Here is a 21,975-nt window from a genome sequence, read left to right as displayed (position 1 = left end):
GTGCCTCACGCAAAGAAGCCCTGGAGGAACCAGGTCGGGGTCACGGCCCGCCGCTCGTAAAGGCCCTGGCGATAAAGCCAGAAGCGCTGGCCGTCGGTATCCTCGATGCGGAAATAATCCCGGGGCGGGGCGTCCTCGCCATCGACCCACCATTCCGGGGCAAGGCGTTCCGGCCCCTCCGCCCGCAGGATGCGCCGCTGGACACGGCGCCAGCGAAAGCTCGCCGGCGGGCCGTCCGGAACGGCGGACATCACCTCGACCTGTTCGGGACGATCGAGCAGGCGCAAGGGGCGCAGGCCTCGAACCGGTCTCGCGACCACTTCTGTTCGCGCTGGCGGACGGTCGAGTTCCTTCAGCGCATCGGTGGTCGGTGCATGGATCGACGCTCTCTCCGGCCAATGGCTGGCAAGCGGCACGGGCAGACGGAGTGCGCGTTCACCCAAACGGGCCGAAACCTGATCGAGGAACCGCGTGAGGTCTTCGCGATTGTCCTCCTCGCTGGCAAGTTCGGCCTGGCTTGTGTCGTAAGTCTCGCTCAGGAGAACATTGAGGCGGACGAGTTCGAAGCCGAAACCAGCCTCGAGATCGTCGTGCAGGACAGAAAGTCGCTCCTCGAACAGTGCCTTGATGCGCGCGATGTCGCGCAAGGGAGCCGAGGCGCCGACCTCGATGCGGAAGACCCGGCCGTCGACCCGGAAGACGAGAAGCTCAAACAGCCGGCCCCCTTCGCCACGGGCCTCCAGCGAGGTCTTCAGGCCCGCAGCGAGGCGACCGGCGAGATCGATTACCTGATCCTCTGTCATGATCGGTTCCGCGAGCCGTCGTTCGGCCGACAGCAGCGGCAGATGGCGCCTGGGTGAGATCGGCTCACCCTCGCGTCCAAGGGCCTGGTCGAGGCGGAGCATCGGTTCCCGCCCGAAACGGCGGGTGATCGGCGGTCGCGGAGCCGCGAGAAGGTCGCCAACCGTCTTCAGGCCGACACGGGCGAGATCCATCACTGTTTGGGATTGGAGCCGCAGAGCGACGGTCGGCAGGGGGGCGAGCGCTGCCGAGGACTCTGAGGCTGCAATATGCCTCGGGCCGCCAAAGCGGCTGCAGGCACGGGCCAGACCCGGCGTCGGACCAACCGAGATGCGGACGGCAAGGCCGAAGGCGGTCAGGCGGCGATCTACATCCTCGACCAGCCTTTCTTCGCCGCCGAAGAGATGCGCGCAGCCGGTGATATCAAGCATCAGGCCGTCGTCGCCGTCCAGCGCCACCAGCGGTGTATAACGGTCGCACCAGTCGGCGACGGCGCCGAGCAGTGCGCGGTCTGCGGCAGGATCCGCCTCCACCACATCGAGGCTCGGACAAATGGCACGGGCTTCCGCCAGTCCCTGGCCGGTCCGAAGGCCAAAGCTTTCCGCCGTTTCATCCAGTGCCGTGATGCGCATGGCATTGGCGATCCGGCCGGCACAGGCCAGCGGGGGACGTTCAGGATGCGCGGTCGAGGCGTGGAGCAAACGCCAGGAGAGACCCCAGCGCCGCCTGGCGATGCGGTCGGTCGGAAGCTTTGGGAAAAAGAGCGACAGAATGCGGCGATCCGAGGCCGGATGGTTGGAACTGTTCGAAAAGGTGAAGGCGGCGGTCATCGGAATTCCACTCCAGAATGAGTTCGGGTGAGCCCGGGATGCGGGATTTCTCAGGGGTGATGCGAAAGACGGGAGACCCGATGCTGCCGCTTAGCAGGGATCCGTCGGCGAGATGGCGCGCCGCCGCCGGCGCGGGTTCGACAGACAGGCGAAGAAAAGCGCTGGAAGCCTCTTCCTCGCCGGCCTGGCGGAGGATCAGAAGCCTTCCACCGGTAGCACGCGCCTTGAGACTCAGGCGCCGGCTCTCGGTGAGGCCGAATTTCTTTGGATTGCCGTGCACTTCGAGAAGCACGGTGGAAAAGGCGCGCGAGGTGAGGGCTGCCTCGGCGAGCCACAACGCATCCTCGATGCGGCGCGGCAGGGCATGAACCAGTCCGGCAGTTGACATGCCGAAGTCGTGGAGGCCGGGTGCATAGGCAAGGCCGGCTTCGCGCACGACATGGGGGTCGGCGACCAAGAGCAGGCGCTGCCTTGCCTTCGCGTTCTTTTCCGCAGCCATGAGGGCAAGGGCCAGGCCGAAGCCGGCCACAGAGCCTGCCTGCTGTAACCGGAGACCCCTGAGTTCGACCAAAGTACCCGGGGCAAGGATTTCGTCCATCATGCCATCAAAGAGCCCCTGTCTCTCCAGCCTCTCCTCTGGTGTCGCTTCACCTGCCTCCGGGTGTAGGCCGGCTGTCAGGCGTGCGGCATGGTCCGGCTTTCCCTCGATCCGGGCAATTGCCTCTCGCAAGGCAAAAAGCGTCTCCCGCGCCTGAGGGCCCTCGCCCATGACGATCTCTCCTGATGAATTGTTCTCTATTTGTTCCTATGGATTCCAGAGCTTTGCGCGAGAGTCAACCCGATTCAAATGAGAATTTATTCCTCTGTTGAATTCACTCTCGAAATGCCGCTGCAAACATCCTATATCTGCGGTCAGTAAGGAGTATTCATGGCCCGCATAGACCAGAGCGAGGATTGGCATGAACGGCACGCCCCGACGATCAGCACGTTCGAGTCGCTGGCGATTGAGGCCTATGGCCACCTGCCGCAAGAATTCCGCGACCTGAGCAAGGATCTCATCATCGAGATCACCGACTTTCCGACGGATGAAGTGTTCGAAGACATGGCGCTCGAAACGCCTTTCGACCTTCTGGGCCTCTTCGAGGGTCAGGGTCTGTCCGAGCGATTTTCCATGGAAACGGGCACGATGCCGAACCGGATCACGCTCTATCGCCGGCCGATCCTCGACTATTGGGCCGAGAACGAGGAGACGCTGGGTGACATCATCACTCATGTGCTGATCCACGAAATCGGCCATCATTTCGGCCTGTCCGACGATGATATGGAGCGGATCGAGGAAAGCGCCGAAGAGGCTGCATCCGCCGAACGGTGAAATCGCGCCGCGATTCCGGGATGTTTGTGGATCGCCGCCACTACAGGCTCCATTTCTTTGCGGCTGATATTTCCCTGTGCGCCAGCGAAGCCATCTCAGGATCCCTGTGCAAAACGGGCTCGATAAGCTGCAGGGCTTGTGGAGAGGCGGGTGCGAAAATGGTGACGCAGCGTCGCCGGCGTGCCGAAGCCCGCGGCGACTGCAATGTCATCGAGCGACAGCCTTGCCTGCCGTTCCAGAAGATCGCAGGCGTGGCGCAGCCTGCGGGCAAGCAGAAACTCCCCCGGGCTCGTGCCGGTCGCGTCACGGAACCGGCGCTGGAATGTCCGTGTACTCATGCCGGCCCGTGCAGCCATTTCGGCGAGCGTCACCTCACGCTGCAGATTGGCGTCGATCCAGTCGATCAGGGGGCTGAGCCGTTGACCCTCGCGCTCCTGCGGCACCGGCCTGACGATGAATTGTGCCTGGCCGCCTTCCCGATGAGGGGGAACCACGAGGCGCCGGGCGACGCTGTTGGCCGCCTCTGCGCCAAAATCGCGGCGGACGACATGCAGGCAGAGATCAATGCCGGCCGCGCTTCCGGCGGCGGTCAGGATCTCACCCTCATCGACATAGAGCACATCCGGATCGAGGCGGATTTCGGGATGGCGTGCCGCAATCGCATCGGCATAGCGCCAATGCGTGGTGGCACGGCGACCGTCGAGCAGTCCGGTGGCGGCAAGCACTGCAACACCGGAGCAAAGTGACATCAGCCGGGCGCCTCGGCTATACGCGGCGCGCAAGGCCTGAAGCAGCGTCTTCGGGACAGGCTCGTCGATCCCACGCCAGCCGGGCACGACGATCAGATCCGCTTCTTCGAGGAGCGCCAACCCGCCGGTTGCCATCACGGTCAGTCCGCCGGCTGCGCGCAAAGGTCCGGCTTCGATGGCTGCCGTCGCATGACGATACCAGCCTTCCCCCATTTCGGGTCGTGCGAGACCGAAGACTTCCGCGGCGACGCCGAATTCGAAGGTGCAGAGGCCATCATAGGCCAGCGTCACGACGCGTGGGCCGATGAGCGGCGAGATGGCGAAAGGCGAAGTCTGCCGTGGGTCTTCGGACAGAGGCGCATCGATCGACCCGTCAGTTCCGTACCCGTCTGCGTCGTTACCGCGATGATGTTGCGCCATTGGCGTGATCTTTACGCATGTTGTCATTCAAGCCAGTTTCATCAAAGCTGGCAAAAATGCAACGTTCTTTCATCGTTCGAATGAAAGGATGCTGCCATGTCGAGCCTTGTGAGTGAAATCCCCGCTGCCGAACCTGCCCTCGTTGCTGCGCACTATGCTGCAAGGCTTTCCTTCGAAACCGATTGCTGGGATGTGCACGAATCCCTCAGCCGGGGTGATCCCGACTTCGTGCTGCTCGACGTGCGAGGGCCGAAGCTATTCGAAAAGTCCCATGTGCCTGCCGCAATCAACCTGCCGCATGGCAAGATGACCGAGCGGAAAATGGCGGAGTGGCCAGAGGACACGCTGTTCGTCGTCTATTGCGCCGGACCGCATTGCAACGGCACCGATCGGGCGGCGCTTCGGCTTGCGCGGTTGGGGCGCAGGGTCAAGGTGATGATCGGCGGCATGACCGGCTGGGCGGATGAAGGCTTCGAGTTCGCGAGCGGGGCGTGAGCGGACCGGAAGCTTCGTTTACCCTGCCAGGTGAGCGAACTCCGCAACGACCTCTTCGTAGACGCGGCGCTTGAAGGGCACGATTAAATCCGGCAGATCCTGGATCGGCTTCCAGTCCCAGGCATCGAATTCCGCCTCATGGCCGCCAGGCGGCGGATTGATGGCGATTTCGCTTTCATCGCCTTCAAAGCGGAAGGCGAACCAGCGCTGGGTCTGGCCGCGGAACTTGCCCTTCAGGCCGATGCCGATCAGTTCTGCAGGCAGGTCGTAATTGATCCAGCGGCTCGCCTCGGCCAGAAGCGAAACGGTCTTCATGCCGGTTTCCTCGTAGAGTTCGCGCATGGCGGCGGGCAGCGCATCTTCGCCGGGATCGATGCCGCCCTGGGGCATCTGCCAGAGTTGCGGTGATCCGTCATATTCGGAATTGCCTTGCGGAATGCGCCGGCCGGACCAGACCAGGCCCTCCCGGTTCAGCACCATGATCCCGACACAGGGGCGATAGGGCAGATCCTCGGCCTTAACCATGGGCTTCGTCGATACGGGGTCGGTCATGCGGTCCTCAGGGTCTGTTTTCATTGGCCAATGCCGAAACGCCGACAAATTCTATGCCGCGGGCAACGGCTTCGTCCCGCCATTCGCTGACAGCTGCAATCGTCTCGTCAAAGGCGGCGCCGACCCCGACGGCCTGGCCGTTGCGCCGGGCAATGCGTTCCAGCTCGTCGAGCTTGGCCAGGATCGCCTGGCGATCGACCTGCGCGTCGATCATGACGTCGGCATAGGCATGTGGGATGCCAATTGCCTTGGCGAAATCGCCGGACAGGGAGCGTGCCGTGGAGCCGTCGTCGAGGAACATCAGTCCACGTTCGCCAATATCGCGCATGACAGGGTCCATGGCCTTGTCATCGGCCAGGAACCGGGCGCCCATGTAGTTCATGATGCCTGTGTAATTGGTGATCTGCGCCATGGCCTGATGGAGGTTGGCGAGATTGCTGGCCGCCGCCTTTTCGGCGAGCAGAGTGCCGCGTCCCGGATCCATGGCGGGATAATCGAACGGTTCCATCGGCACCTGCAGGACGATTTCGTGTCCCTTGCGGCGCGCTTCCTGCATCCAGCGCTGCAAGCTGTTGCCGGTCGCGGCGAAAGCGAGCGTGATGTCCTCCGGCAGGTCGCGAATGGCTTTCTGGCTGCCTGTCTGGCTGAGGCCGATGCCGCCGATGACGATTGCAATGCGGGTGCCACGTGCGCCTGACCATGGACGGGCGTAGAAGTCGACGGGACGAAGACCGGAAGCGGAGACGGTGGGAAGTCCACCCGCGTCCGTCATTTCGATCAGTTCCTCGTTGGGCTGGTCGGCCAGACGCGGATCCTGGGTGGGGCTCGAGCCGATGACAACAGGGCCCTTGCGGGCATTGGGGCTGAACGTGGTCACCACATTGCCATCGGCCGTCGTCGTGCGGCGGATGACGGCACCGTCGTTCGGACCGCTTGTCGCAATGCCGGCAGGTCCATCCTTCGGATTGCGGTCAGCCTCGCTTTCGGCGATTTCACTTGCTTGCGGGGGTGTGGGCGTCAGGCCGATCGGTGGTTCGTTGCGCAGTGCTACGGGCGACAGGGCTGTCCAGGCAGACAGGCCGAACAGGGCGAGAACGGCAAACGCGGACGACACGGTAGACACGCGGAGGCGCGCCTTGCCTCGGCTCTTGTCCTTTCGCCCCTGACCGAGCGGTGCATGAAGGTCCATGCGAAACTTCCAGTGATGCCGGCGGCCCGGATACGAAGAGGCCGCCCGCGTATCCTGGATACGCGGGCGGCCGATTGAGGTCTTTACTGAAGCGACGCCTTCTGCGGATCGGCCGGGAAGGCCGGATCGTTCTTTACACCGCGCAGCAGATCGAGCGCGTAGTTGAGCTGGACATCGTCCTTGGCTTCCGGCGGCACGTAAGCAACGGAGCCCGAACCTTCCTCACCTTCGTCCTGCCCCTTGATGTGGCCCGGCAGCGAGGATTCGCCTTCCGTGCGAACCTTGCCCTGAAGTTCTTCCGGAAGCGGCTGATCCACCTTGATGTCGGGTTCGATGCCGGTCCCCTGGATCGATTTTCCAGACGGCGTGTAGTAGAGCGCCGTGGTGAGCCGCAGCGCACCCTTTTCGCCCATCGGGATGATCGTCTGAACCGATCCCTTGCCGAAGGAGCGCGTGCCGAGCACCGTTGCCCGCTTCAGGTCCTGCAGGGCGCCGGCAACGATTTCCGACGCCGAGGCAGAGCCGCCGTTGACAAGCACGATGACAGGCTTGCCATCGGTCAGGTCACCGGCCGTCGCGTTGAAGCGGCGGGTGTCCTGCGGATCGCGCGAGCGGGTCGACACCACTTCGCCACGCTCCAGGAAGGCGTCTGAAACGTAGATTGCCTGATCGAGAAGGCCGCCCGGATTGAGGCGCAGGTCGAGGACATAGCCTTTCAGCTTGTCGCCCGGCAATTCCTTCTTGATCTTTTCGATCGCGGCTTCCAGGTCGTCATAGGTCTTCTCGGTGAACGAGATGACGCGGAGATAGCCGACATCGCCCTCGACGCGCGACTTGACGGCGCGGATCGGAATGATTTCGCGGGTGACGGTGATGTCGAGCGGCTTGTCGGCACCTTCGCGCAGGATGGTCAGCTTGATCGGGGTGTTGACTGCGCCACGCATCTTCTCGACGGCTTCCTCGAGTTTGAGGCCGCGAACGGATTCACCGTTGATTTCCGAGATGAAGTCGCCGGCGAGGATGCCGGCCTTGGCGCCGGGCGTATCGTCGATCGGCGTAATGACCTTGACGAGTTCCTCTTCCATGGTGACTTCGATGCCGATGCCGCCGAACTCGCCACGCGTCTGGGTCTGCATGTCCGCCGCATCCTTGGCATTCATGTAGACGGAGTGCGGGTCGAGCGAGGTCAGCATGCCGTTGATGGCACTTTCGACCAGCTTGTTCTCGTCCGGCGGCGTGACGTATTGCGCACGAATGCGCTCGAAGACGTCTCCGAAGATCGAGAGTTCCCTATAGGTGGAGTTGCCAGCGGCTTGGGCCGGAACGCCTGCGGAATAGATGACGCTCATCGCAGTTGCGCCCATCAGTGCGCCGACGAGGAGAAGAGAGACCCTACGTATCATTCTGTGCCTTTCCAGAATCGCCTCCGACCCACCAGGGGCGGGAATCAACCGGTTTACCGTCTTTCCGAAGTTCAATGTAAAGTGTTGGCCGATCGGTTTCCAGCGCCAAAGCGGTGGCGCTGGCCACTCTTTTCTCACCCATGGTCGCCAGAGGCTCCCCGGAGAGCACGAACTTGCCTTGACTGGTGCTGATCCGGTCCATGCCTGACAGCACCATGTGATAGCCGTCGCCCGTGTTCAGAATGATCATCTGGCCGTAGCTCCGGAAATTTCCAGCAAACACCACCCATGCATCCGCGGGCGCAGTTACGAGCGCGCCGGGCTGTGAGGCAATGACGATGCCCTGAGCCTGGTGGCCTGTCCCGTCCGGGTCACCGAACTGACGCAGGGTTTCGCCGGCAATCGGCAATTCCAGTTTCTGCTTCAGATCATTGAAAGGATATGCTGGCGCAATACGGTTTTTATCGGGCAGTCCAGACTGGGCGAGCTCCAGAGCGCGGGCTCTCTGTTCCTCGCTCATCTGGCTGCGTCTCTCTTCTTCAGCCCGAGCAAGTTCGGCGGCCTGGCGGACAGAGGTGATCTCGTTTTCAAGCGAACGGATCAGTGCTTCCATCGTCGTGGCACGCTCCGCAAGTGCTTCTGATTGCTTGCGTTCCGCCTGAAGCTGAAGCGAATTGGTCCGAGCGACGCGTTCGTTCTCCGCAACCAGAAGATCCATTCGTCGCTCTTCTTCCTGGCGATTGGCGATGGCGACCACCATGGCGTCCATCTCCTTCTTTCCGGCTTCGCGGAGCGCGATCAACTCTTCGAGATCGGCGGCCAGCTTGTCGGTCTCGTGCCGGATGCCGGGCACGACCGCACCCAGCAGGATCGCCGTGCGAACCGATCCAAGTGCATCTTCGGGGCTGACGAGCAGCGCCGGGGGTGGATTGCGCCCCATGCGCTGGAGAGCTGCGAGGACCTCGGCAAGCATGGTCCGACGTTCCCGGAAGGAGGCTCTGATGTCATCTTCGCGCAGGCCGATATCGGCGAGACGTCTTTCGCCTTCGCTGATCTGCTTTTCAATATCCTTGCGACGCTTTGCGGACTCGATCAAAGCCGTCTTCAGGCTTTCCGAGGTTTTCTCGAGCTCCTCGATGCTTTGCTGAAGCTCGGTCGCTTTTTCCTCTGACAGCTTCATGCTGGCGGCAATGTCCCGCAATTCGGAGCTGACCTGGTCGCGTTTGGCGCGCAATTCGAGCGCGGGATCAGCCGTTTCCTGCGGCACGATCCGATCGACTGTCGCTGAGGGGAGAGTGGACAGCGTCTCGCTCGTCTCGCCTGCGCCAGGTGCGGGCCCCGTTGCGGGTGTCTCTGCCTGCTGGGCTTGCGTCGAATATGGAGCAGTGGACACCAGGAGACTGGCCATGACACAGGCCACAGCCAGAACGGCCCGCCTTTGGCGGGCTTTCGAGGCGTGGGTGGTGTCGGCTGCTGCGATGGGCAAGAGGTTCATCCGGTTCGGCGGGAAAATACGCTGATTTGCGCTCTAGGCAAAGCACCGCCTCGACGATCGGCCCCAGGCGTTCAAACGCGGTGGTAGGGGTGGCCCGTCAGGATGGTCACGGCGCGGTAGAGTTGCTCGGCGATCAGGATACGAACGAGCTGATGCGGCCAGGTCAGCTTGCCAAGATTGAGGACGAGGCGGGCACGATCGCGTAGCTCCGGGTCGATGCCGTCGGCCCCGCCGATGACGAAGGCCATGTCGCGCTGGCCGTTGTCGGCAGCGTCACCGACGAATTTCGCAAATTCGGCGCTGTGGAAGGCCTTGCCGCGCTCGTCGAGAACCACAATGAGCGCGCCGTCGGGGATCTGGCGGAAAAGCTCTGCAGCTTCCTCGCGCTTTCTCGTGTCGGTATTGCCGGCGCGGCTTTCATTCAGCTCCACGGAGCGCGTGAATTCGAGGCCGCATTGCGGTCCGGCCTTGGCGAGGCGGTCCAGATAGCGGGACGCGAGTTCCTTCTCCGGCCCGGCTTTCAGCCGGCCAACGGCATAGATGCCAATCTTCATGCGGGCGGTCCCAATTTCAGGTCACAAAACCATCTCTATCGGCAGGAAGTGCCCCGCCGTGTCAATCCGGCTTCGGGACCGTCCGACGGACGGCCGGCCGTTTTCAGTGCAGGCGGTCCTCGATGTCCGGAGTGGCCCACATCCTTTCGAGATTGTAGACCTCGCGAATTTCAGGTCGGAACACATGCACGATGATGTCTCCCATGTCGATCAGGACCCAATCGCCGGTCTCCAGACCTTCGACGCGGGCAGAACCCAGGCCTTCGTCCTTCAAGTCGGAAATGAGGTGTTCGCTGATCGCCGAGACATGACGGTTCGAGCGTCCGGATACGACTACCATGTAGTCGCCCAGCGCCGATTTTCCGGCAATGTCGATGGAGACGATGTCTTCTGCCTTCGAGTCCTCGAGGCTTGCGAGGACCAGCTCAAGTGCACGGGCTGCAGCATCGGCGCCACGTTCCATGCTCTTCGGGATAGCGCGGGAGGCACGTCCCTTGGTGTGTACTGTTGTCAGAGTTCGTCCTTTCCTTGGCAAAACAGAACAGCACGTCTGCGATTCTCATAACTCGGATCGCAGCTAAAAGGTGGCATCGATCCTTTAAATTTTCAAGGCATGGTCGGAAATGTGGCCCTCATCCCGTCATGGACGCGGCACGGTGCCCGCTGCCCGAATTGCCGACGAACTCAGCGCCGAGCGGGGCCCATGGATGAAGGTCCAGGCCGGCGCCCGCTTCTGCCAGAGCACACCGGCGTCTTCCTCATCGATCCGCGCGAAATCGAAGGTGCGCGCCATCTTCGACGAGAGATAGGCAAGCGTCGAGCCGGGACGGTCGATGACGGCAATCGGCAGGGTGGTCGCGATCTTCTGCCAGCGTTGCCAGTGATGGAAACCGGCCAGATTGTCGGCGCCCATGATCCAGATGAAATGAACATGCGGATTTCGGGACCGAATGAATTCCAGAGTTCTCGCCGTATAGCTCGTGCCGAGCGTTTTCTCGAATGCCGTCACCTTGATCCGTGGATCTCCAGCCAGCGCTTCGCAGGCGGCCAGGCGTTCGGCAAGCGGGGCCAGCTCCTTCTGATTCTTCAGCGGGTTGCCGGGGGTCACCAGCCACCATAGCTGGTCGAGACCCAGGCGACGCAGGGCGATCTCGGCCACAAGCAGGTGTCCCGGATGTGGCGGATTGAAGGAGCCACCGAAGAGACCGACCACCATGCCACGTTCGACATGAGGCATTACTGTATGGCGATGGGCGAGTTCCGCTTGCGCCACGTCAGGGACGGACCTGGCCATTGCCGCGGACGCGATACTTGAAGGAGGTCAGCTGTTCGACGCCAACAGGGCCTCGCGCATGCATCTTGCCGGTGGCGATACCGATCTCGGCGCCCATGCCGAATTCTCCACCATCGGCAAACTGGGTCGAGGCGTTGTGCAGCAAGATGGCCGAATCGATTTCGTTGAAGAAGCGCTCGACGACATCAGGATCTTCGGCGACCACCGCTTCCGTGTGGTTCGACGAATAGCGGGCGATATGATCGATCGCACCACCTATGCCATCGACCACGGCAACGGAGATGATCGCGTCGAGATATTCGGTGCGCCAGTCTTCTTCCGTCGCAGGCTTCAGGCCCGGAATGATGCGGAGCACCGTGGCCGAGGCACGGATTTCGCAACCGGCTTCCGTCAGTGCTTCAATCAGCGGCTGCAAATGGGTGGCGATTGCGGCGCTGTCGACGAGCAGGGTTTCGGCGGAACCGCAAATGCCCGTGCGGCGCATCTTGGCATTGACGATGATCTTCCTCGCCATGTCGAGGTCGGCGGAGCTGTCGACATAGACATGGCAAAGGCCTTCGAGATGAGCGAAGACCGGCACACGCGCTTCCTGCTGGACGCGGGCAACGAGGCTCTTGCCGCCGCGCGGGACGATCACGTCGATGGAGCCTTCGAGGCCTGAGAGCAGTGCGCCGACGGCTGCACGATCGGTGGTGGGCACGAGCTGGATCGCATCGGCCGGAAGGTCGGCGGCGACAAGGCCCTTGACCAGGCAGGCATGGATGGCGCGCGAGGAATGGGCGGAATCCGAGCCTCCGCGCAAGATGACGGCATTGCCGGCCTTGAGGCAAAGAGCGCCGGCATCGGCGGTGACGTTCGGCCGGCTCTCATAGATGACGCCGATGACGCCAAGCGGGGTGCGGACACGCTCTATATGCAAGCCGTTCGGGCGATCCCATTCGGTGATGATGGTGCCGACGGGGTCCGCAAGGTCGGCGATTTCGCGCATCGACTGCGCGATTGCCGCAACGCGGGTCGAATCGAGGGTCAGGCGATCGACGAAAGAGGCAGCAAGGCCGGCCTCTGCTGCATGCTTCAGGTCGAGCGCATTCGCCGCGAGGATATCAGCTTCGGCTGCGACAAGGGCGTCGGCCATGGCCAACAGCGCCGTGTTCTTGGCTTCGGCAGAAGCGATGGCCAGTGGTCGGGCAGCTGCGCGGGCGCGACGGCCGATGCCGAGCATCAGGCCTTCGACGGAATTCTGGTTCGACACGGTATCAAGCATGGGCTGCATCCTTCCGGTCTTCGGTACTGGCTTCGCGCTGCCCGAGTTCGGTCATGACGAGGTCGTCCCGGTGAATCATCGCGGCGCGACCGGCATAGCCGAGAATCTGCCCGATTTCGTTCGATTTGCGGCCGCAAATTCGCCGGGCCTCCTCGGCGTCGTAGCCGGCGAGGCCGCGGGCGATCTCGCGTCCCTCTGTTGTCACGATCGAGACGGTGTCGCCGCGGTGGAAAGCGCCAGACACGGATCGCACGCCAGCCGGCAGAAGGCTCTTGCCGGAACGCAACGCCCCCTCGGCGCCGATATCGACCTGCAGGGTGCCTGCAGGCTGCAGCTGACCCGCAATCCAGGTTTTCCGCGCGGTGACGGGGGACTTGGACGCCGCAAACCAGGAGTGGCGCGCGCCGTTCTCGATCGCCGAGAGCGGATTCTTCGTCTTGCCCGACGCAATGATCATGGCGCAGCCGGCGCTTGTCGCGATCTTGCCGGCGTCGATCTTGGTGCGCATGCCACCGCGGGACAGTTCCGATGCGGCGCCACCGGCCATGGCTTCGATTGCGGGCGTTATCTCCTCGATCGTTTCGAGGAACAAGGCATTCGGATCGAGATGCGGCGGGGCGGTGTAGAGGCCGTCAATGTCCGACAGCAGCACGAGCAGGTCGGCGCCGGCCATGGTGGCGACGCGTGCGGCAAGCCGGTCGTTGTCGCCGTAGCGGATTTCGGTGGTCGCGACCGTATCGTTCTCATTGATGATCGGCACAGCGCCGATCTTGAGCAACTGGTTCAGTGTCGCACGGGCGTTCAGATAGCGACGGCGCTCCTCCGTATCGCCCAGTGTCAGCAGAACCTGACCGGCGACGATCTGGTGGCGTGAGAGGCTCTCCGACCAATGCCGGGCCAGCGCGATCTGGCCAACCGCAGCACAGGCCTGGCTCGCTTCCAGCTTAAGGGCGCCCGAGGGCATGTCGAGCACGGTGCGGCCGAGCGCGATGGCGCCGGAGGAGACTACGAGCACATCCGTGCCGCGCGCCTTCAGGGCTGCGATGTCGTCACTGATCGCATCGAGCCAGTCCTTGCGAATGCCGGAGCCCCGATCGACCAACAGAGCGGAGCCGATCTTGATGACGACACGCTTGACGCGGGAGAGCGAGCGGAGCCGGGTTCCCATCAGTCGTCGCCTTCTCCGTCCAGTCCTGCCTCGAGATTGCCGTCGTCATCGCGGTTGCGACGATTTTTTTCGCGTTTTTCCGGCAGGGGCCGGTTGCCCTGGGCGGCGACAATGACGTCACGCAGGGCGCGAAGTGCATCCGTCATGCCCTTGTTGGTGATGGCCGAAAGCAGGAGGGGTGTCTGGCCGCAGGCCTTTTTCAGTTCCGCTGCCTTCTTCTTCAGCTCCACTTCATCCAGCACGTCGATCTGCGACAAGGCCACGATCTCCGGCTTGTCCTCCAGACCTGCGCCATAGGCATCCAGTTCGTGGCGCACGGTCTTGTAGGCCTTGCCGACCTCTTCTTCCTGAGAGGAGACCAGATGCAGGAGCACACGGGTCCGTTCGACGTGGCCGAGGAAGCGGTCACCAATGCCCACGCCTTCATGCGCACCTTCGATCAGGCCCGGGATGTCGGCGAGAATGAACTCGCGCTCGTCAATGGTCGCGACGCCGAGGTTCGGATGCAGGGTGGTGAAGGGGTAGTTGGCAATCTTCGGCCGGGCGCGGGTGACCGAGGCGAGGAAGGTTGATTTGCCGGCATTGGGCAGGCCGACGAGACCAGCGTCGGCGATCAGCTTCAGCCGCAGCCAGACAGTCTTGTCCTCGCCTTCGAGGCCAGGATTGGCCCAGTCCGGCGCCTGGTTGGTCGCTGTCTTGAAATGCGCATTGCCGAAGCCACCGTTGCCGCCCTTGGCGATGCGGAAGCGTTGGCCTTCGACCGTCATGTCGACGATCAGGGTTTCGTTGTCTTCCTCGAAGATCTGCGTGCCGACAGGAACCTTGAGCGTCACGTCTTCGCCATTGGCGCCCGTGCGGTTGCGGCCCATGCCGTGCGTGCCGGTCTTGGCCTTGAAATGCTGCTGGAAGCGGAAATCGATGAGCGTGTTGAGGCCGTTGACGGCCTCTACCCATACATCGCCGCCGCGACCGCCGTCGCCACCATCAGGACCGCCGAACTCGATGAATTTTTCGCGCCGAAACGAGACAGCACCGGCGCCACCGTCGCCAGAGCGAATATATACCTTAGCTTCGTCGAGAAATTTCATCTTGCTGCCGTCAATTCTTCTGTCAGGTTCTGCGCGGAGATTGCGGCCATCGATATAGCCGCTTGGCGCGGAGGTCAAAGAGTATCGTGAAGTTCGTGAGCTACAACATCCAGTATGGCATCGGGCAGGACGGGCGTTTCGACCCTGCGCGCATCGCCGAGAGCATGCGCGACGCTGACGTGATCGCCCTGCAAGAGGTCACCCGTGGCTATAGCCGGAATGACTATGCCGATCTGGTGGAGATCATGTCCGCGCTCTTTCCCGACTATTTCGCAGCCTTTGGTCCGGCCTGCGACGTCCTGGTGGACCACCAGATCGTCGACGGTCGCCTCCGCGAGCGGCGTTTTCAGTTCGGCAACATGGTGCTGTCGCGCTATCCGATCCGCGCCAGCCGCAACCTGCTTCTGCCGCGCAAACGAACTTTCGACAAACTCAATCTGCAGCGCGGGGCGCTCGAGACGGTCATCGATGCGCCGGGCGGTGCCTTGCGTGTCTATTCCGTTCACCTCGATCATGTCTCTCCGGACGAGCGGCTGGCGCAGATCGACTTTCTCAAGGACCGTGCCTGCCATTACGTGGACGAGGGTGGCCCATTGACCGGGGCCATCGAATTCGCGATCTCCGATCTGCCGGTGCCTGCGGACTTCCTCATCATGGGTGATTTCAACATGGAGCCGGAAAGCCCCGAATACATCGCCATGGTCGGTCGCAACGACGCCTATTACGGGCGCGCGCCGAGGGCCGGCTATCCGACGGATGCCGAGGCGCATTTGAGGTCCCGCCCGTCGGACGGCTACAGCTGGATCAGCGAGGATCAATCGCGTCGCATGCATCTGGACTATTGTTTCGTCAGTGGAGGCCTCGTCCATCGTTTGAAGGCCTGCCGGGTGGATAATTCCGCCGACGGCTCAGACCATTTTCCAGTCTGGGTCGAAATCGCGGAAACTTGAGCTCCGGGCGGCAAGCGCCCGGAGCATTGTCGGCTATGCTTTGCGCCGGCGCGCTGCAAAGTCTGCCTGCGAGAGCCGTGACTCCACCAGAGGTGACATGGCATTGCGTGCCCTGGAGAAGACATCCCGGACACCTGATATCCGAAAGCCCCGCGCCTCCAGCAGGCGAAGCGATGCCGGATTGTCGGCGAAGGCGCCACCGAGGATGTCGGCCTGCGGCATGCGCTGGAAGAAGCGCTCCAGTGCTGCTTCGACCGCTTCCGTCATCAGGCCACGGCCCCAGTAGAAGCGGTTCAGCCAGTAACCGATGTGCCAGAGGCCGTGCCGGAGCTCCAGGGAGGCAACGCCAACATGCACGCCGTCGAGCGTGATGGCGAAATGCCAGTCGGGCTTCAACCCTGACGTCACCATGTTCAGCCAGTCACGACCGTCTTCCCGATCATAGGGGGCCGGCACGCGCGTCAACATGCGGACGACGCTGAAATCGCTGAGCGATGCAGCGATCGCATCCGCATCCTGCATCCGATGGGGACGCAAGACGAGGCGCTCCGTTTCGATGACCGGGCAGGGGCCAGGTATTGCCGGCTTGAACGCCGGCCTTTCCGCCAGCATCGCGCTCATCGCATGTCTCCCCAGCTCTTCAGCGACAGCCAGGTCTTGCGGTCGAGCCGGTACCACTCGACGGGAACGGTGCCGCCCATGGCGAGGTTGCCGACCATGCCGGTGCCCTGGAACTGAAAGCCAGACTTCTGGATGACGCGCCGCGAGGCGATGTTGGTCACCCGGCATCGCGCATCGATCCGGCCCACCCATTCGCGGGTGCGGAATACCATGTCGATCAGCGCATGGGCCGCTTCTGTGGCACACCCCTTGTTCCAGTAGGGTTCACCCAGCCAATACCCCAATTCCAGTGTTGTATCGTCAACAGGATTGGGCTCCATCGCGCAGCAACCGAGGAACTCGCCATTGTCCGCTTTCGTGATGGCATAGACGCACTTGCCGATCTCGCCGATATTCGTGCGTCGCACGAAGTCGGCCGCGTCTTTCGCCGTGTAGGGATGCGGCATGCGCGCCACCATGGTGGCAATCGCGGCGTTGTTGGCGAGATGGGCAAGGGCGTCGATGTCTTCGATGTGGGGTGCGCGCAGGACGAGCCTTTGCGACAACAAGACGGGGCAATCGCTCCTTGGCCGATCAGGCCTTGGCTGTTCTTCGGGCGACCGTGATTGGTCATCCCTCAACATTAAACTTTGCATGGTTCAGTCTCCTTCGTTGGACAAGAAAAAAGGGGAGATGGCGCCCCATCTCCCCTTTTTTCTGAACTGAACCTGATGCGGTCAGCCGGGTCGATGAGACGCCGGCTGTTTTAGAGCGCTACCGGCTTATTCCGCTGCTTCGGCTTTCGGCATTACAGACACGAAGACTCGACCGTTCGACTTCGTACGGTAGTCCACATTGCCGGCCGTAAGTGCAAAGATGGTATGGTCCTTGCCCATGCCGACGTTCGCGCCCGGATGCCACTGGGTGCCGCGCTGACGCACGATGATGTTGCCCGGAATGACGACTTCGCCACCGAACTTCTTCACGCCGAGGCGCTTGGAATTGGAATCGCGACCGTTGCGCGAGGAACCGCCAGCTTTTTTGTGTGCCATGGGAGTTCTCCTTTAAACCTTGTTCTTAGACGCGCTTCAGGCAGCGACGATGTCGGTGATACGCACCACGGTGTGGTGCTGACGATGGCCGCGCGAACGCTTGGAGTTCTGGCGACGACGCTTCTTGAAGGCGATGACCTTCTTGCCGCGCATCTGCTCGACAACCTCGGCCGTGACCTTGGCGCCAGCCACGAAGGGCGCGCCGATGGTCGCTGTCTCGCCTTCGCCGACGATCAGAATCTCGGTGAATTCGATGGTTGCACCAGCTTCGGCTTCCAGCTTTTCGATGGTCAGCACGTCGTTGGCATTAACGCGGTACTGCTTACCGCCGGTCTTGATGACTGCGAACATTTTTTATCCTTTCATGTTCGTTCCGGCTCTCCACTTGCGAGGGGCCGTCTTTTTGCCAGTCGGAGGAGCGGAACCTTCGTTCCGCTGGTTCAGCTTCGCGTTTCGCGAAGAACACAAGGCGCAGTTCACCCACGCTTTTAGTCGAGCGTCGCATACGTGAGGCGCACCACTGAGTCAAGATGAAAGCGGGAAAATCTGACGCATTCATCGCAGCATGGGCGATGGGTTGCCACAGAGAGACACATCGCGGCATCAAATGCTGACCAAGATGCCTCCCAGAACATGGTGCGTTACGGTACTTTCCGGGGGGGGGGGTAAATCCAACCCTATCGCTTGTGGAGCAGTCCCTCGATGAGCGTCACAAGCTCTTTGGCGGCAAGGTCGAGCTCTCCGCTGTTGTCGATGGTGACGATATGCAGATGCAGCGGTAGAGGCTCGGATGATCGTGCAAGGCGCGCCTCGATGTCGGCCGCAGTCTCGCGTCCACGTGAGGCGAGGCGCTTGGCCAGGATCTCCGGGCGTGCGGTGACATTGACCACCACGAGGTGGGCGAATGCCGCGTGGAAGGCGTCGAGCGCCGAGCGGGATCCATTGGCGATGACGACATGGCCAGCGGCGAGATCGTCGTAGACGTCGGCGGGGATACCATAGCCGAGGCCGTGGGCCTGCCAGCTCACCGCGAAGGCTCCGGATTTCAAGAGATCCTGGAAAGCGTCTGATGTGACGGCGTGATGGTCTTCGCCAACGGCGTCCTCGGCACGGGTGATCACGCGGCGAACGAAGCGCAGGTCGTCTCTTCCGGCGAAATGGTGCCGGGCGATATCCATCAGGCTGTCCTTGCCGACACCGCTCGGGCCGACGACGGCGATCAGGGTGCCGCTTGCCGCCTTCGTCTCTGGCGCAACATCGTTTTCCACTTGCGTCATCAGGCCACCCGCCGCCCTTCCCGCCAAACGGCACGAACGACAGGAACGCCGTGGTCGCGGCGGACACGGACGAGGTCGGCCCGCAGACCGGATTCGATGCGGCCCCGATCAGACAGGCTGACGGTCCGGGCCGGCGTGGCCGTGACCATGGCAATCGCCTGCGGCAGTGAGATGCCATCGATCTCGTCGGCCAGAACGAAGCTGGCATGCAGCAGGCTGAGTGGCACGTAGTCGGAGGAGAGAACGTCCAGCACGCCGCGCTTGGCGAGATCGCGCGCGGCGATGTTGCCGGAATGGGACTTGCCGCGCACCACGTTGGGCGCACCCATGAGCACGCTCATGCCGGACTTGTGCGAGGCTTCGGCGGCCTCGAAACTGGTCGGGAACTCCGCAAGCTTCACTCCGTGGCCCCTGGCTTCCTCGACATGGGCGAGTGTGGCGTCGTCATGGCTCGCGACCGTAATGCCACGCTCCGCACAGGCCTTGGCCAGGGCGTTGCGATGAACAGTCGAGTAGCGCTCCGAAAGCGAAAGACGGCTTTCGACGAAGCGGGCGAACTGTTCGTCTGTCAGGCCGCGCTTGGTCTTGTAGTAGAGCGTGTACTGCTCCATCGTCTGGAACTGGCGCTGACCCGGCGAATGATCCATGAGCGAGACGAGACGCACATGCGGGTCTTTTTCGAAGTCGGCGAAATGATCGAGCACGTTGTCGGAGGCGACCTCGCAACGCAGGTGGATCAGATGCTCCGCCCGTAAGCGGTCGTCCCGTTCGGCGGCCTGGATGGCGTCTGCCATGTCGCGCATCTCGCCCTTGTCGAATCCGCCGTCTTCGTCTGAACCCATGCGCAGGCAATCGAAGACGGTGGTGATGCCTGACGTGACGATCTGGGCGTCATGCGCCTGGATGGCCGATGTCATGTGCCAGCGCACGCCCGGACGGGGCGAGTAGTGCGATTCCAGATGGTCGGTGTGCAGTTCGACGAGGCCCGGGATCAGGTAGTCGCCGCCGAAGTCCTCGCCGCTGCTGCTTGCGCCTTCATCGATTGCCGCGATCTTGCCGTTGCGAACGAGGACACTGCCGTCGACGATGCGGTCTTCGAGCACGATACGGGCGTTGGAAAAAATCTGTTCGGACATAGGGTCAGCCGTTCGGTTGGGCGGCTGTCAGCGGCAGCCGTGAATGGACAAGGAAAGGCGCGCCGCGCTCGGGCTCGATGAAAAGTGCCAGTCCGTCGATCCGGAGAGGGCGACCAATGAAGTCGGCAAAGCGCTCTTTCAGGAGGTTGGCCATGGCTGGTGCCTGGGCCGCGGGGACAGGGCCGGTCAGTGTCATGTGGAAACGAAATTCATCGAAAACGTAAGGGTAACCCCAGCGCATGAGGTTTTCGCGCTGGCGTGACGGCAGGCTATCGGGTTTCCGTCGCTCGATATCAGCCTCCGACAGCGGTGCGCGGAAGGGCTCGAAGACTTCGACGACGCTGGCTGCGAAATCCTGCAGCGGCGGGTGCGGCCGATCCGGAACCAGGGCGAAGAATGGCCCGAGTTGGCCGACGACCACGGCGGGGAGCTCGAACGCTGCCGTTCTCTCCGCAAAGGCGGCAAACGCGACCAGAAGATCGTCTTCGCTCATGCCTTCCGCCAGGTGAAAGGGGGCTTTCAGTGTTGCGTGAAAGCCGTATCGCCGGGGATCGGCGGTCAGTGCATCAAGCTCTTCCGCCGCAAATTCCCTCTCGATGCTTCTCGGATGCGCCCCGCCGGTGAATGCATCGCGCCCCAGCCATTCCGCTGCCGCTCGACTGAGCGGCGATTCGGCAGAAGGGACGAAGTAAAGAGCGTATCGCAAGGGCATGTCTTTCTATCTGCGGTGCGGGACGTATTTCCCGCACCGTGCAAGTCAGTGGCGGCTCTTGCCCATCAGGCGGGAGCGCAGGCTATTGGAGATGGCGTCGAATAGAAACACCACGATCAGGATCAGCAGAACCATATAGGCGACGTTCTCCCAGTCGGAATTGGTACGCATGGCTTCCCAGAGCTTGAGGCCAATGCCGCCGGCGCCGACAGCGCCGATGATGGTGGCCGACCGCGTGTTCGATTCCCAGAAATAGAGGGCCTGTGAGGCGAAAACCGGCATGACCTGTGGCAATACACCGAAGCGCTGCACGGCCGCTGACGGGGCGCCGACCGATTTCACGCCTTCGCGCTGCTTGTCGTCGATGTTCTCCAGCGCCTCGGAATAGAGTTTGCCGAGCGTGCCGGTGTCCGTGACGAAAATTGCGGAAATGCCGGCCAGGGGCCCGGGGCCGAAGGCGCGGGTGAAGAACAGGGCCCAGATCAGCATGTCTACCGAGCGGACGAAGTCGAAGAAGCGCTTCGTGATCTGATTGACCGGGCGGTTGCGGGTGATGTTGCGGGCGGCAACAAAGGAAAGGGGGAAAGCGATCAGCGAAGCCAGCAGCGTTCCCATGAAAGCCATGACAATGGTCTGGAGCAGCTTCGTCCAGACGTCGAGATGCTGCCAGGAGGCGTTGTAGAGGATGTTGTTCCAGGCAAGCGCCAGATTGCTCATCTTGGGGTCGATACGTTCTCCGGACGAGATCGACTGCCAGACTTCAGCGGAAGAGAGGCCGAAGAAGGGCGAGTTGGTATCGAAGATGAAGTTTTCCCAGCCAAAGAAGCGCTTGCGAACACGGATCCGATCGGACGAGATGTCGAGCCAGCCGGCCGATCCGAAAAAGGCGATCACGCGGCCGCCTTCAAGGCGTTGTTCCACCCAGTCGGGGTGGTCTTCGTCGATCGTCACGGTGTCCCTCTCGGGATCCAGCAGCAGGGTTACATATTCGTCGCCACGGACCAGCATGACACGCTCGCCTGTGATATCGATCCGGGCGCTTCCGGAGAGCGTTATCCGGGCTTCCGTGATCACCTCTTCGGTGGTCACTTGAGGCGTAGGGGCTGCTGCATCGGCTCCGCCCGTGGCGATGGATCCCTGTGGAGACGGAGGAGCCATGAAGCTGAAGGAGGAGCTGGGCTTCGGAGTTGCGGAAGCCGGGGCAGCTGCGGCCGGCGGTGCAGGTTCGGTCCGCGTGATCGTCTCGCGCGTCGTTTCGATCCAGTCGGGCTTCGGATTTGGACCGATCGGATCGAAGCGGGGATAAGTGATGGTCAGTGCACGGTCGCGATCGATCTCGAATTCGGGGCGGACCTCGTAGGAGACCCAATCGGCGAGATAGTTTCCGGCTATGCCCCAATTGGCTTCGGTCAGCGTCTTGCCGATGGCAAAGAACCACCAGCAGAACAGGAAGTAAAAGCTGAGGACCCCTATCGAAAAGGGGATCCGATAACGTTGCCAGAGGCTGCGCTCCAGCACCTGCGGATAGCGCTCGGCCAGACGGTTCAGTTCGGCGGTGTTGATCATGGACATCG

At 62.4% G+C, this 21,975-nt stretch carries 24 protein-coding genes; 3 read left to right on the top strand and 21 right to left on the bottom strand.

Going from position 1 to position 21,975, the window contains the following annotated elements; translation table 11 throughout:
- Positions 1-5: 5 nt before the first annotated feature.
- Positions 6-1,433: a Y-family DNA polymerase gene (locus tag LJE98_RS10820; RefSeq protein WP_229575379.1), complete on the bottom strand. Its 1,428-nt coding sequence runs from the start codon at positions 1,431-1,433 to the stop codon at positions 6-8.
- Positions 1,434-1,473: 40 nt separating this feature from the next.
- Positions 1,474-2,400: an ImuA family protein gene (locus LJE98_RS10815; protein ID WP_229575224.1), complete on the bottom strand. Its 927-nt coding sequence runs from the start codon at positions 2,398-2,400 to the stop codon at positions 1,474-1,476.
- Between the two features lie 159 nt (positions 2,401-2,559).
- Here LJE98_RS10815 and LJE98_RS10810 point away from each other — a divergent pair, with 159 nt between their 5' ends.
- Positions 2,560-3,003 carry a metallopeptidase family protein gene (locus tag LJE98_RS10810; RefSeq protein WP_229575223.1) on the top strand — a complete coding sequence of 148 codons (444 nt, stop codon included), beginning with the start codon at positions 2,560-2,562 and terminating at the stop codon, positions 3,001-3,003.
- 95 nt (positions 3,004-3,098) lie between these two features.
- Here LJE98_RS10810 and ftrA read toward each other — a convergent pair whose 3' ends face one another.
- Positions 3,099-4,172 carry a transcriptional regulator FtrA gene (gene ftrA / locus LJE98_RS10805; protein WP_229575222.1) on the bottom strand — a complete coding sequence of 358 codons (1,074 nt, stop codon included), beginning with the start codon at positions 4,170-4,172 and terminating at the stop codon, positions 3,099-3,101.
- A gap of 96 nt (positions 4,173-4,268) precedes the next feature.
- Between ftrA and LJE98_RS10800 the strand changes: the two genes are divergently transcribed.
- Positions 4,269-4,667, top strand: a complete 399-nt coding sequence (locus LJE98_RS10800; RefSeq protein WP_229575221.1) for a rhodanese-like domain-containing protein — start codon at positions 4,269-4,271, stop codon at positions 4,665-4,667.
- An 18-nt stretch (positions 4,668-4,685) separates the two neighbouring features.
- Here LJE98_RS10800 and LJE98_RS10795 read toward each other — a convergent pair whose 3' ends face one another.
- The 10 genes from LJE98_RS10795 to obgE all read right to left on the bottom strand — a co-directional run bounded on the left by LJE98_RS10795 (position 4,686) and on the right by obgE (position 14,674).
- Entirely contained in the window at positions 4,686-5,219 is a 534-nt protein-coding gene (locus LJE98_RS10795; RefSeq protein ID WP_229575220.1) for an RNA pyrophosphohydrolase, read from the bottom strand.
- A gap of 7 nt (positions 5,220-5,226) precedes the next feature.
- Positions 5,227-6,408 (bottom strand): divergent polysaccharide deacetylase family protein, encoded by a 1,182-nt coding sequence (locus tag LJE98_RS10790; protein ID WP_229575219.1) that lies wholly within the window; start codon positions 6,406-6,408, stop codon positions 5,227-5,229.
- A gap of 83 nt (positions 6,409-6,491) precedes the next feature.
- Positions 6,492-7,811, bottom strand: a complete 1,320-nt coding sequence (locus LJE98_RS10785) for a S41 family peptidase (protein ID WP_229575218.1) — start codon at positions 7,809-7,811, stop codon at positions 6,492-6,494.
- A complete protein-coding gene (locus LJE98_RS10780; RefSeq protein WP_229575378.1) occupies positions 7,801-9,219 on the bottom strand; it encodes a murein hydrolase activator EnvC family protein in 1,419 nt (472 codons plus the stop codon). The genes LJE98_RS10785 and LJE98_RS10780 overlap by 11 nt, the downstream gene beginning before the upstream one ends.
- Before the next feature lie 158 nt (positions 9,220-9,377).
- The gene (rlmH, locus tag LJE98_RS10775) at positions 9,378-9,860 is read right to left on the bottom strand and encodes a 23S rRNA (pseudouridine(1915)-N(3))-methyltransferase RlmH (protein ID WP_229575217.1); all 483 of its coding nucleotides are present in this window, start codon (positions 9,858-9,860) and stop codon (positions 9,378-9,380) included.
- Between the two features lie 103 nt (positions 9,861-9,963).
- Positions 9,964-10,323, bottom strand: coding sequence for a ribosome silencing factor (gene rsfS, locus LJE98_RS10770; RefSeq protein ID WP_229575216.1), 360 nt, complete (start codon positions 10,321-10,323; stop codon positions 9,964-9,966).
- Between the two features lie 177 nt (positions 10,324-10,500).
- The gene (locus tag LJE98_RS10765; protein ID WP_229575215.1) at positions 10,501-11,154 is read right to left on the bottom strand and encodes a nicotinate-nucleotide adenylyltransferase; all 654 of its coding nucleotides are present in this window, start codon (positions 11,152-11,154) and stop codon (positions 10,501-10,503) included.
- On the bottom strand, positions 11,135-12,418 hold the full coding sequence (locus LJE98_RS10760; RefSeq protein ID WP_229575214.1) for a glutamate-5-semialdehyde dehydrogenase: 1,284 nt from the start codon (positions 12,416-12,418) through the stop codon (positions 11,135-11,137). The genes LJE98_RS10765 and LJE98_RS10760 overlap by 20 nt, the downstream gene beginning before the upstream one ends.
- The gene (gene proB / locus LJE98_RS10755) at positions 12,411-13,586 is read right to left on the bottom strand and encodes a glutamate 5-kinase (RefSeq protein ID WP_229575213.1); all 1,176 of its coding nucleotides are present in this window, start codon (positions 13,584-13,586) and stop codon (positions 12,411-12,413) included. The genes LJE98_RS10760 and proB overlap by 8 nt, the downstream gene beginning before the upstream one ends.
- A complete protein-coding gene (obgE, locus tag LJE98_RS10750) occupies positions 13,586-14,674 on the bottom strand; it encodes a GTPase ObgE (RefSeq protein ID WP_229575212.1) in 1,089 nt (362 codons plus the stop codon). Before obgE ends, proB begins: the two co-directional genes overlap by 1 nt.
- A gap of 86 nt (positions 14,675-14,760) precedes the next feature.
- Here obgE and LJE98_RS10745 point away from each other — a divergent pair, with 86 nt between their 5' ends.
- Entirely contained in the window at positions 14,761-15,624 is an 864-nt protein-coding gene (locus tag LJE98_RS10745; RefSeq protein WP_229575211.1) for an endonuclease/exonuclease/phosphatase family protein, read from the top strand.
- 33 nt (positions 15,625-15,657) lie between these two features.
- Here the strand turns inward: LJE98_RS10745 and LJE98_RS10740 are convergent, their stop codons facing one another.
- From LJE98_RS10740 to phnE, 8 genes are all read right to left on the bottom strand, one after another.
- Entirely contained in the window at positions 15,658-16,245 is a 588-nt protein-coding gene (locus LJE98_RS10740) for a GNAT family N-acetyltransferase (RefSeq protein WP_229575210.1), read from the bottom strand.
- Entirely contained in the window at positions 16,242-16,880 is a 639-nt protein-coding gene (locus LJE98_RS10735) for a GNAT family N-acetyltransferase (protein ID WP_229575209.1), read from the bottom strand. Before LJE98_RS10735 ends, LJE98_RS10740 begins: the two co-directional genes overlap by 4 nt.
- A 126-nt stretch (positions 16,881-17,006) precedes the next feature.
- Positions 17,007-17,276 (bottom strand): 50S ribosomal protein L27, encoded by a 270-nt coding sequence (rpmA, locus tag LJE98_RS10730; protein WP_112239648.1) that lies wholly within the window; start codon positions 17,274-17,276, stop codon positions 17,007-17,009.
- 36 nt (positions 17,277-17,312) lie between these two features.
- Positions 17,313-17,627, bottom strand: a complete 315-nt coding sequence (gene rplU / locus LJE98_RS10725) for a 50S ribosomal protein L21 (RefSeq protein WP_076396955.1) — start codon at positions 17,625-17,627, stop codon at positions 17,313-17,315.
- A gap of 326 nt (positions 17,628-17,953) precedes the next feature.
- The gene (gene phnN, locus LJE98_RS10720) at positions 17,954-18,553 is read right to left on the bottom strand and encodes a phosphonate metabolism protein/1,5-bisphosphokinase (PRPP-forming) PhnN (RefSeq protein ID WP_229575208.1); all 600 of its coding nucleotides are present in this window, start codon (positions 18,551-18,553) and stop codon (positions 17,954-17,956) included.
- Positions 18,553-19,689, bottom strand: a complete 1,137-nt coding sequence (locus LJE98_RS10715; RefSeq protein WP_229575207.1) for an alpha-D-ribose 1-methylphosphonate 5-triphosphate diphosphatase — start codon at positions 19,687-19,689, stop codon at positions 18,553-18,555. Before LJE98_RS10715 ends, phnN begins: the two co-directional genes overlap by 1 nt.
- Positions 19,690-19,693: 4 nt before the next feature.
- Entirely contained in the window at positions 19,694-20,395 is a 702-nt protein-coding gene (locus tag LJE98_RS10710; protein WP_229575206.1) for a DUF1045 domain-containing protein, read from the bottom strand.
- A 51-nt stretch (positions 20,396-20,446) separates the two neighbouring features.
- Positions 20,447-21,973, bottom strand: a complete 1,527-nt coding sequence (gene phnE, locus LJE98_RS10705; RefSeq protein ID WP_229575205.1) for a phosphonate ABC transporter, permease protein PhnE — start codon at positions 21,971-21,973, stop codon at positions 20,447-20,449.
- Positions 21,974-21,975: the final 2 nt, after the last annotated feature.

The organism is Rhizobium sp. 'Codium 1', assembly GCF_020889605.1.
Classification (GTDB): Bacteria; Pseudomonadota; Alphaproteobacteria; order Rhizobiales; family Rhizobiaceae; genus Allorhizobium; species Allorhizobium algae.
Note: the sequence above shows the minus strand (reverse complement) of the source record. Positions and strands in the feature narration are given on the sequence as shown.

Bases quoted from the DNA above. Each gene is read 5' to 3' on its own strand.
- LJE98_RS10820 (WP_229575379.1), bottom strand. From the start codon at position 1,433: ATGCGCATCACGGCACTGGATGAAACGGCGGAAAGCTTTGGCCTTCGG.
- LJE98_RS10815 (WP_229575224.1), bottom strand. From the start codon at position 2,400: ATGGGCGAGGGCCCTCAGGCGCGGGAGACGCTTTTTGCCTTGCGAGAG.
- LJE98_RS10810 (WP_229575223.1), top strand. From the start codon at position 2,560: ATGGCCCGCATAGACCAGAGCGAGGATTGGCATGAACGGCACGCCCCG.
- ftrA (WP_229575222.1), bottom strand. From the start codon at position 4,172: ATGGCGCAACATCATCGCGGTAACGACGCAGACGGGTACGGAACTGAC.
- LJE98_RS10800 (WP_229575221.1), top strand. From the start codon at position 4,269: ATGTCGAGCCTTGTGAGTGAAATCCCCGCTGCCGAACCTGCCCTCGTT.
- LJE98_RS10795 (WP_229575220.1), bottom strand. From the start codon at position 5,219: ATGACCGACCCCGTATCGACGAAGCCCATGGTTAAGGCCGAGGATCTG.
- LJE98_RS10790 (WP_229575219.1), bottom strand. From the start codon at position 6,408: ATGGACCTTCATGCACCGCTCGGTCAGGGGCGAAAGGACAAGAGCCGA.
- LJE98_RS10785 (WP_229575218.1), bottom strand. From the start codon at position 7,811: ATGATACGTAGGGTCTCTCTTCTCCTCGTCGGCGCACTGATGGGCGCA.
- LJE98_RS10780 (WP_229575378.1), bottom strand. From the start codon at position 9,219: ATGGCCAGTCTCCTGGTGTCCACTGCTCCATATTCGACGCAAGCCCAG.
- rlmH (WP_229575217.1), bottom strand. From the start codon at position 9,860: ATGAAGATTGGCATCTATGCCGTTGGCCGGCTGAAAGCCGGGCCGGAG.
- rsfS (WP_229575216.1), bottom strand. From the start codon at position 10,323: ATGGAACGTGGCGCCGATGCTGCAGCCCGTGCACTTGAGCTGGTCCTC.
- LJE98_RS10765 (WP_229575215.1), bottom strand. From the start codon at position 11,154: ATGGCCAGGTCCGTCCCTGACGTGGCGCAAGCGGAACTCGCCCATCGC.
- LJE98_RS10760 (WP_229575214.1), bottom strand. From the start codon at position 12,418: ATGCTTGATACCGTGTCGAACCAGAATTCCGTCGAAGGCCTGATGCTC.
- proB (WP_229575213.1), bottom strand. From the start codon at position 13,586: ATGGGAACCCGGCTCCGCTCGCTCTCCCGCGTCAAGCGTGTCGTCATC.
- obgE (WP_229575212.1), bottom strand. From the start codon at position 14,674: ATGAAATTTCTCGACGAAGCTAAGGTATATATTCGCTCTGGCGACGGT.
- LJE98_RS10740 (WP_229575210.1), bottom strand. From the start codon at position 16,245: ATGAGCGCGATGCTGGCGGAAAGGCCGGCGTTCAAGCCGGCAATACCT.
- LJE98_RS10735 (WP_229575209.1), bottom strand. From the start codon at position 16,880: ATGCAAAGTTTAATGTTGAGGGATGACCAATCACGGTCGCCCGAAGAA.
- rpmA (WP_112239648.1), bottom strand. From the start codon at position 17,276: ATGGCACACAAAAAAGCTGGCGGTTCCTCGCGCAACGGTCGCGATTCC.
- rplU (WP_076396955.1), bottom strand. From the start codon at position 17,627: ATGTTCGCAGTCATCAAGACCGGCGGTAAGCAGTACCGCGTTAATGCC.
- phnN (WP_229575208.1), bottom strand. From the start codon at position 18,553: ATGACGCAAGTGGAAAACGATGTTGCGCCAGAGACGAAGGCGGCAAGC.
- LJE98_RS10715 (WP_229575207.1), bottom strand. From the start codon at position 19,689: ATGTCCGAACAGATTTTTTCCAACGCCCGTATCGTGCTCGAAGACCGC.
- phnE (WP_229575205.1), bottom strand. From the start codon at position 21,973: ATGTCCATGATCAACACCGCCGAACTGAACCGTCTGGCCGAGCGCTAT.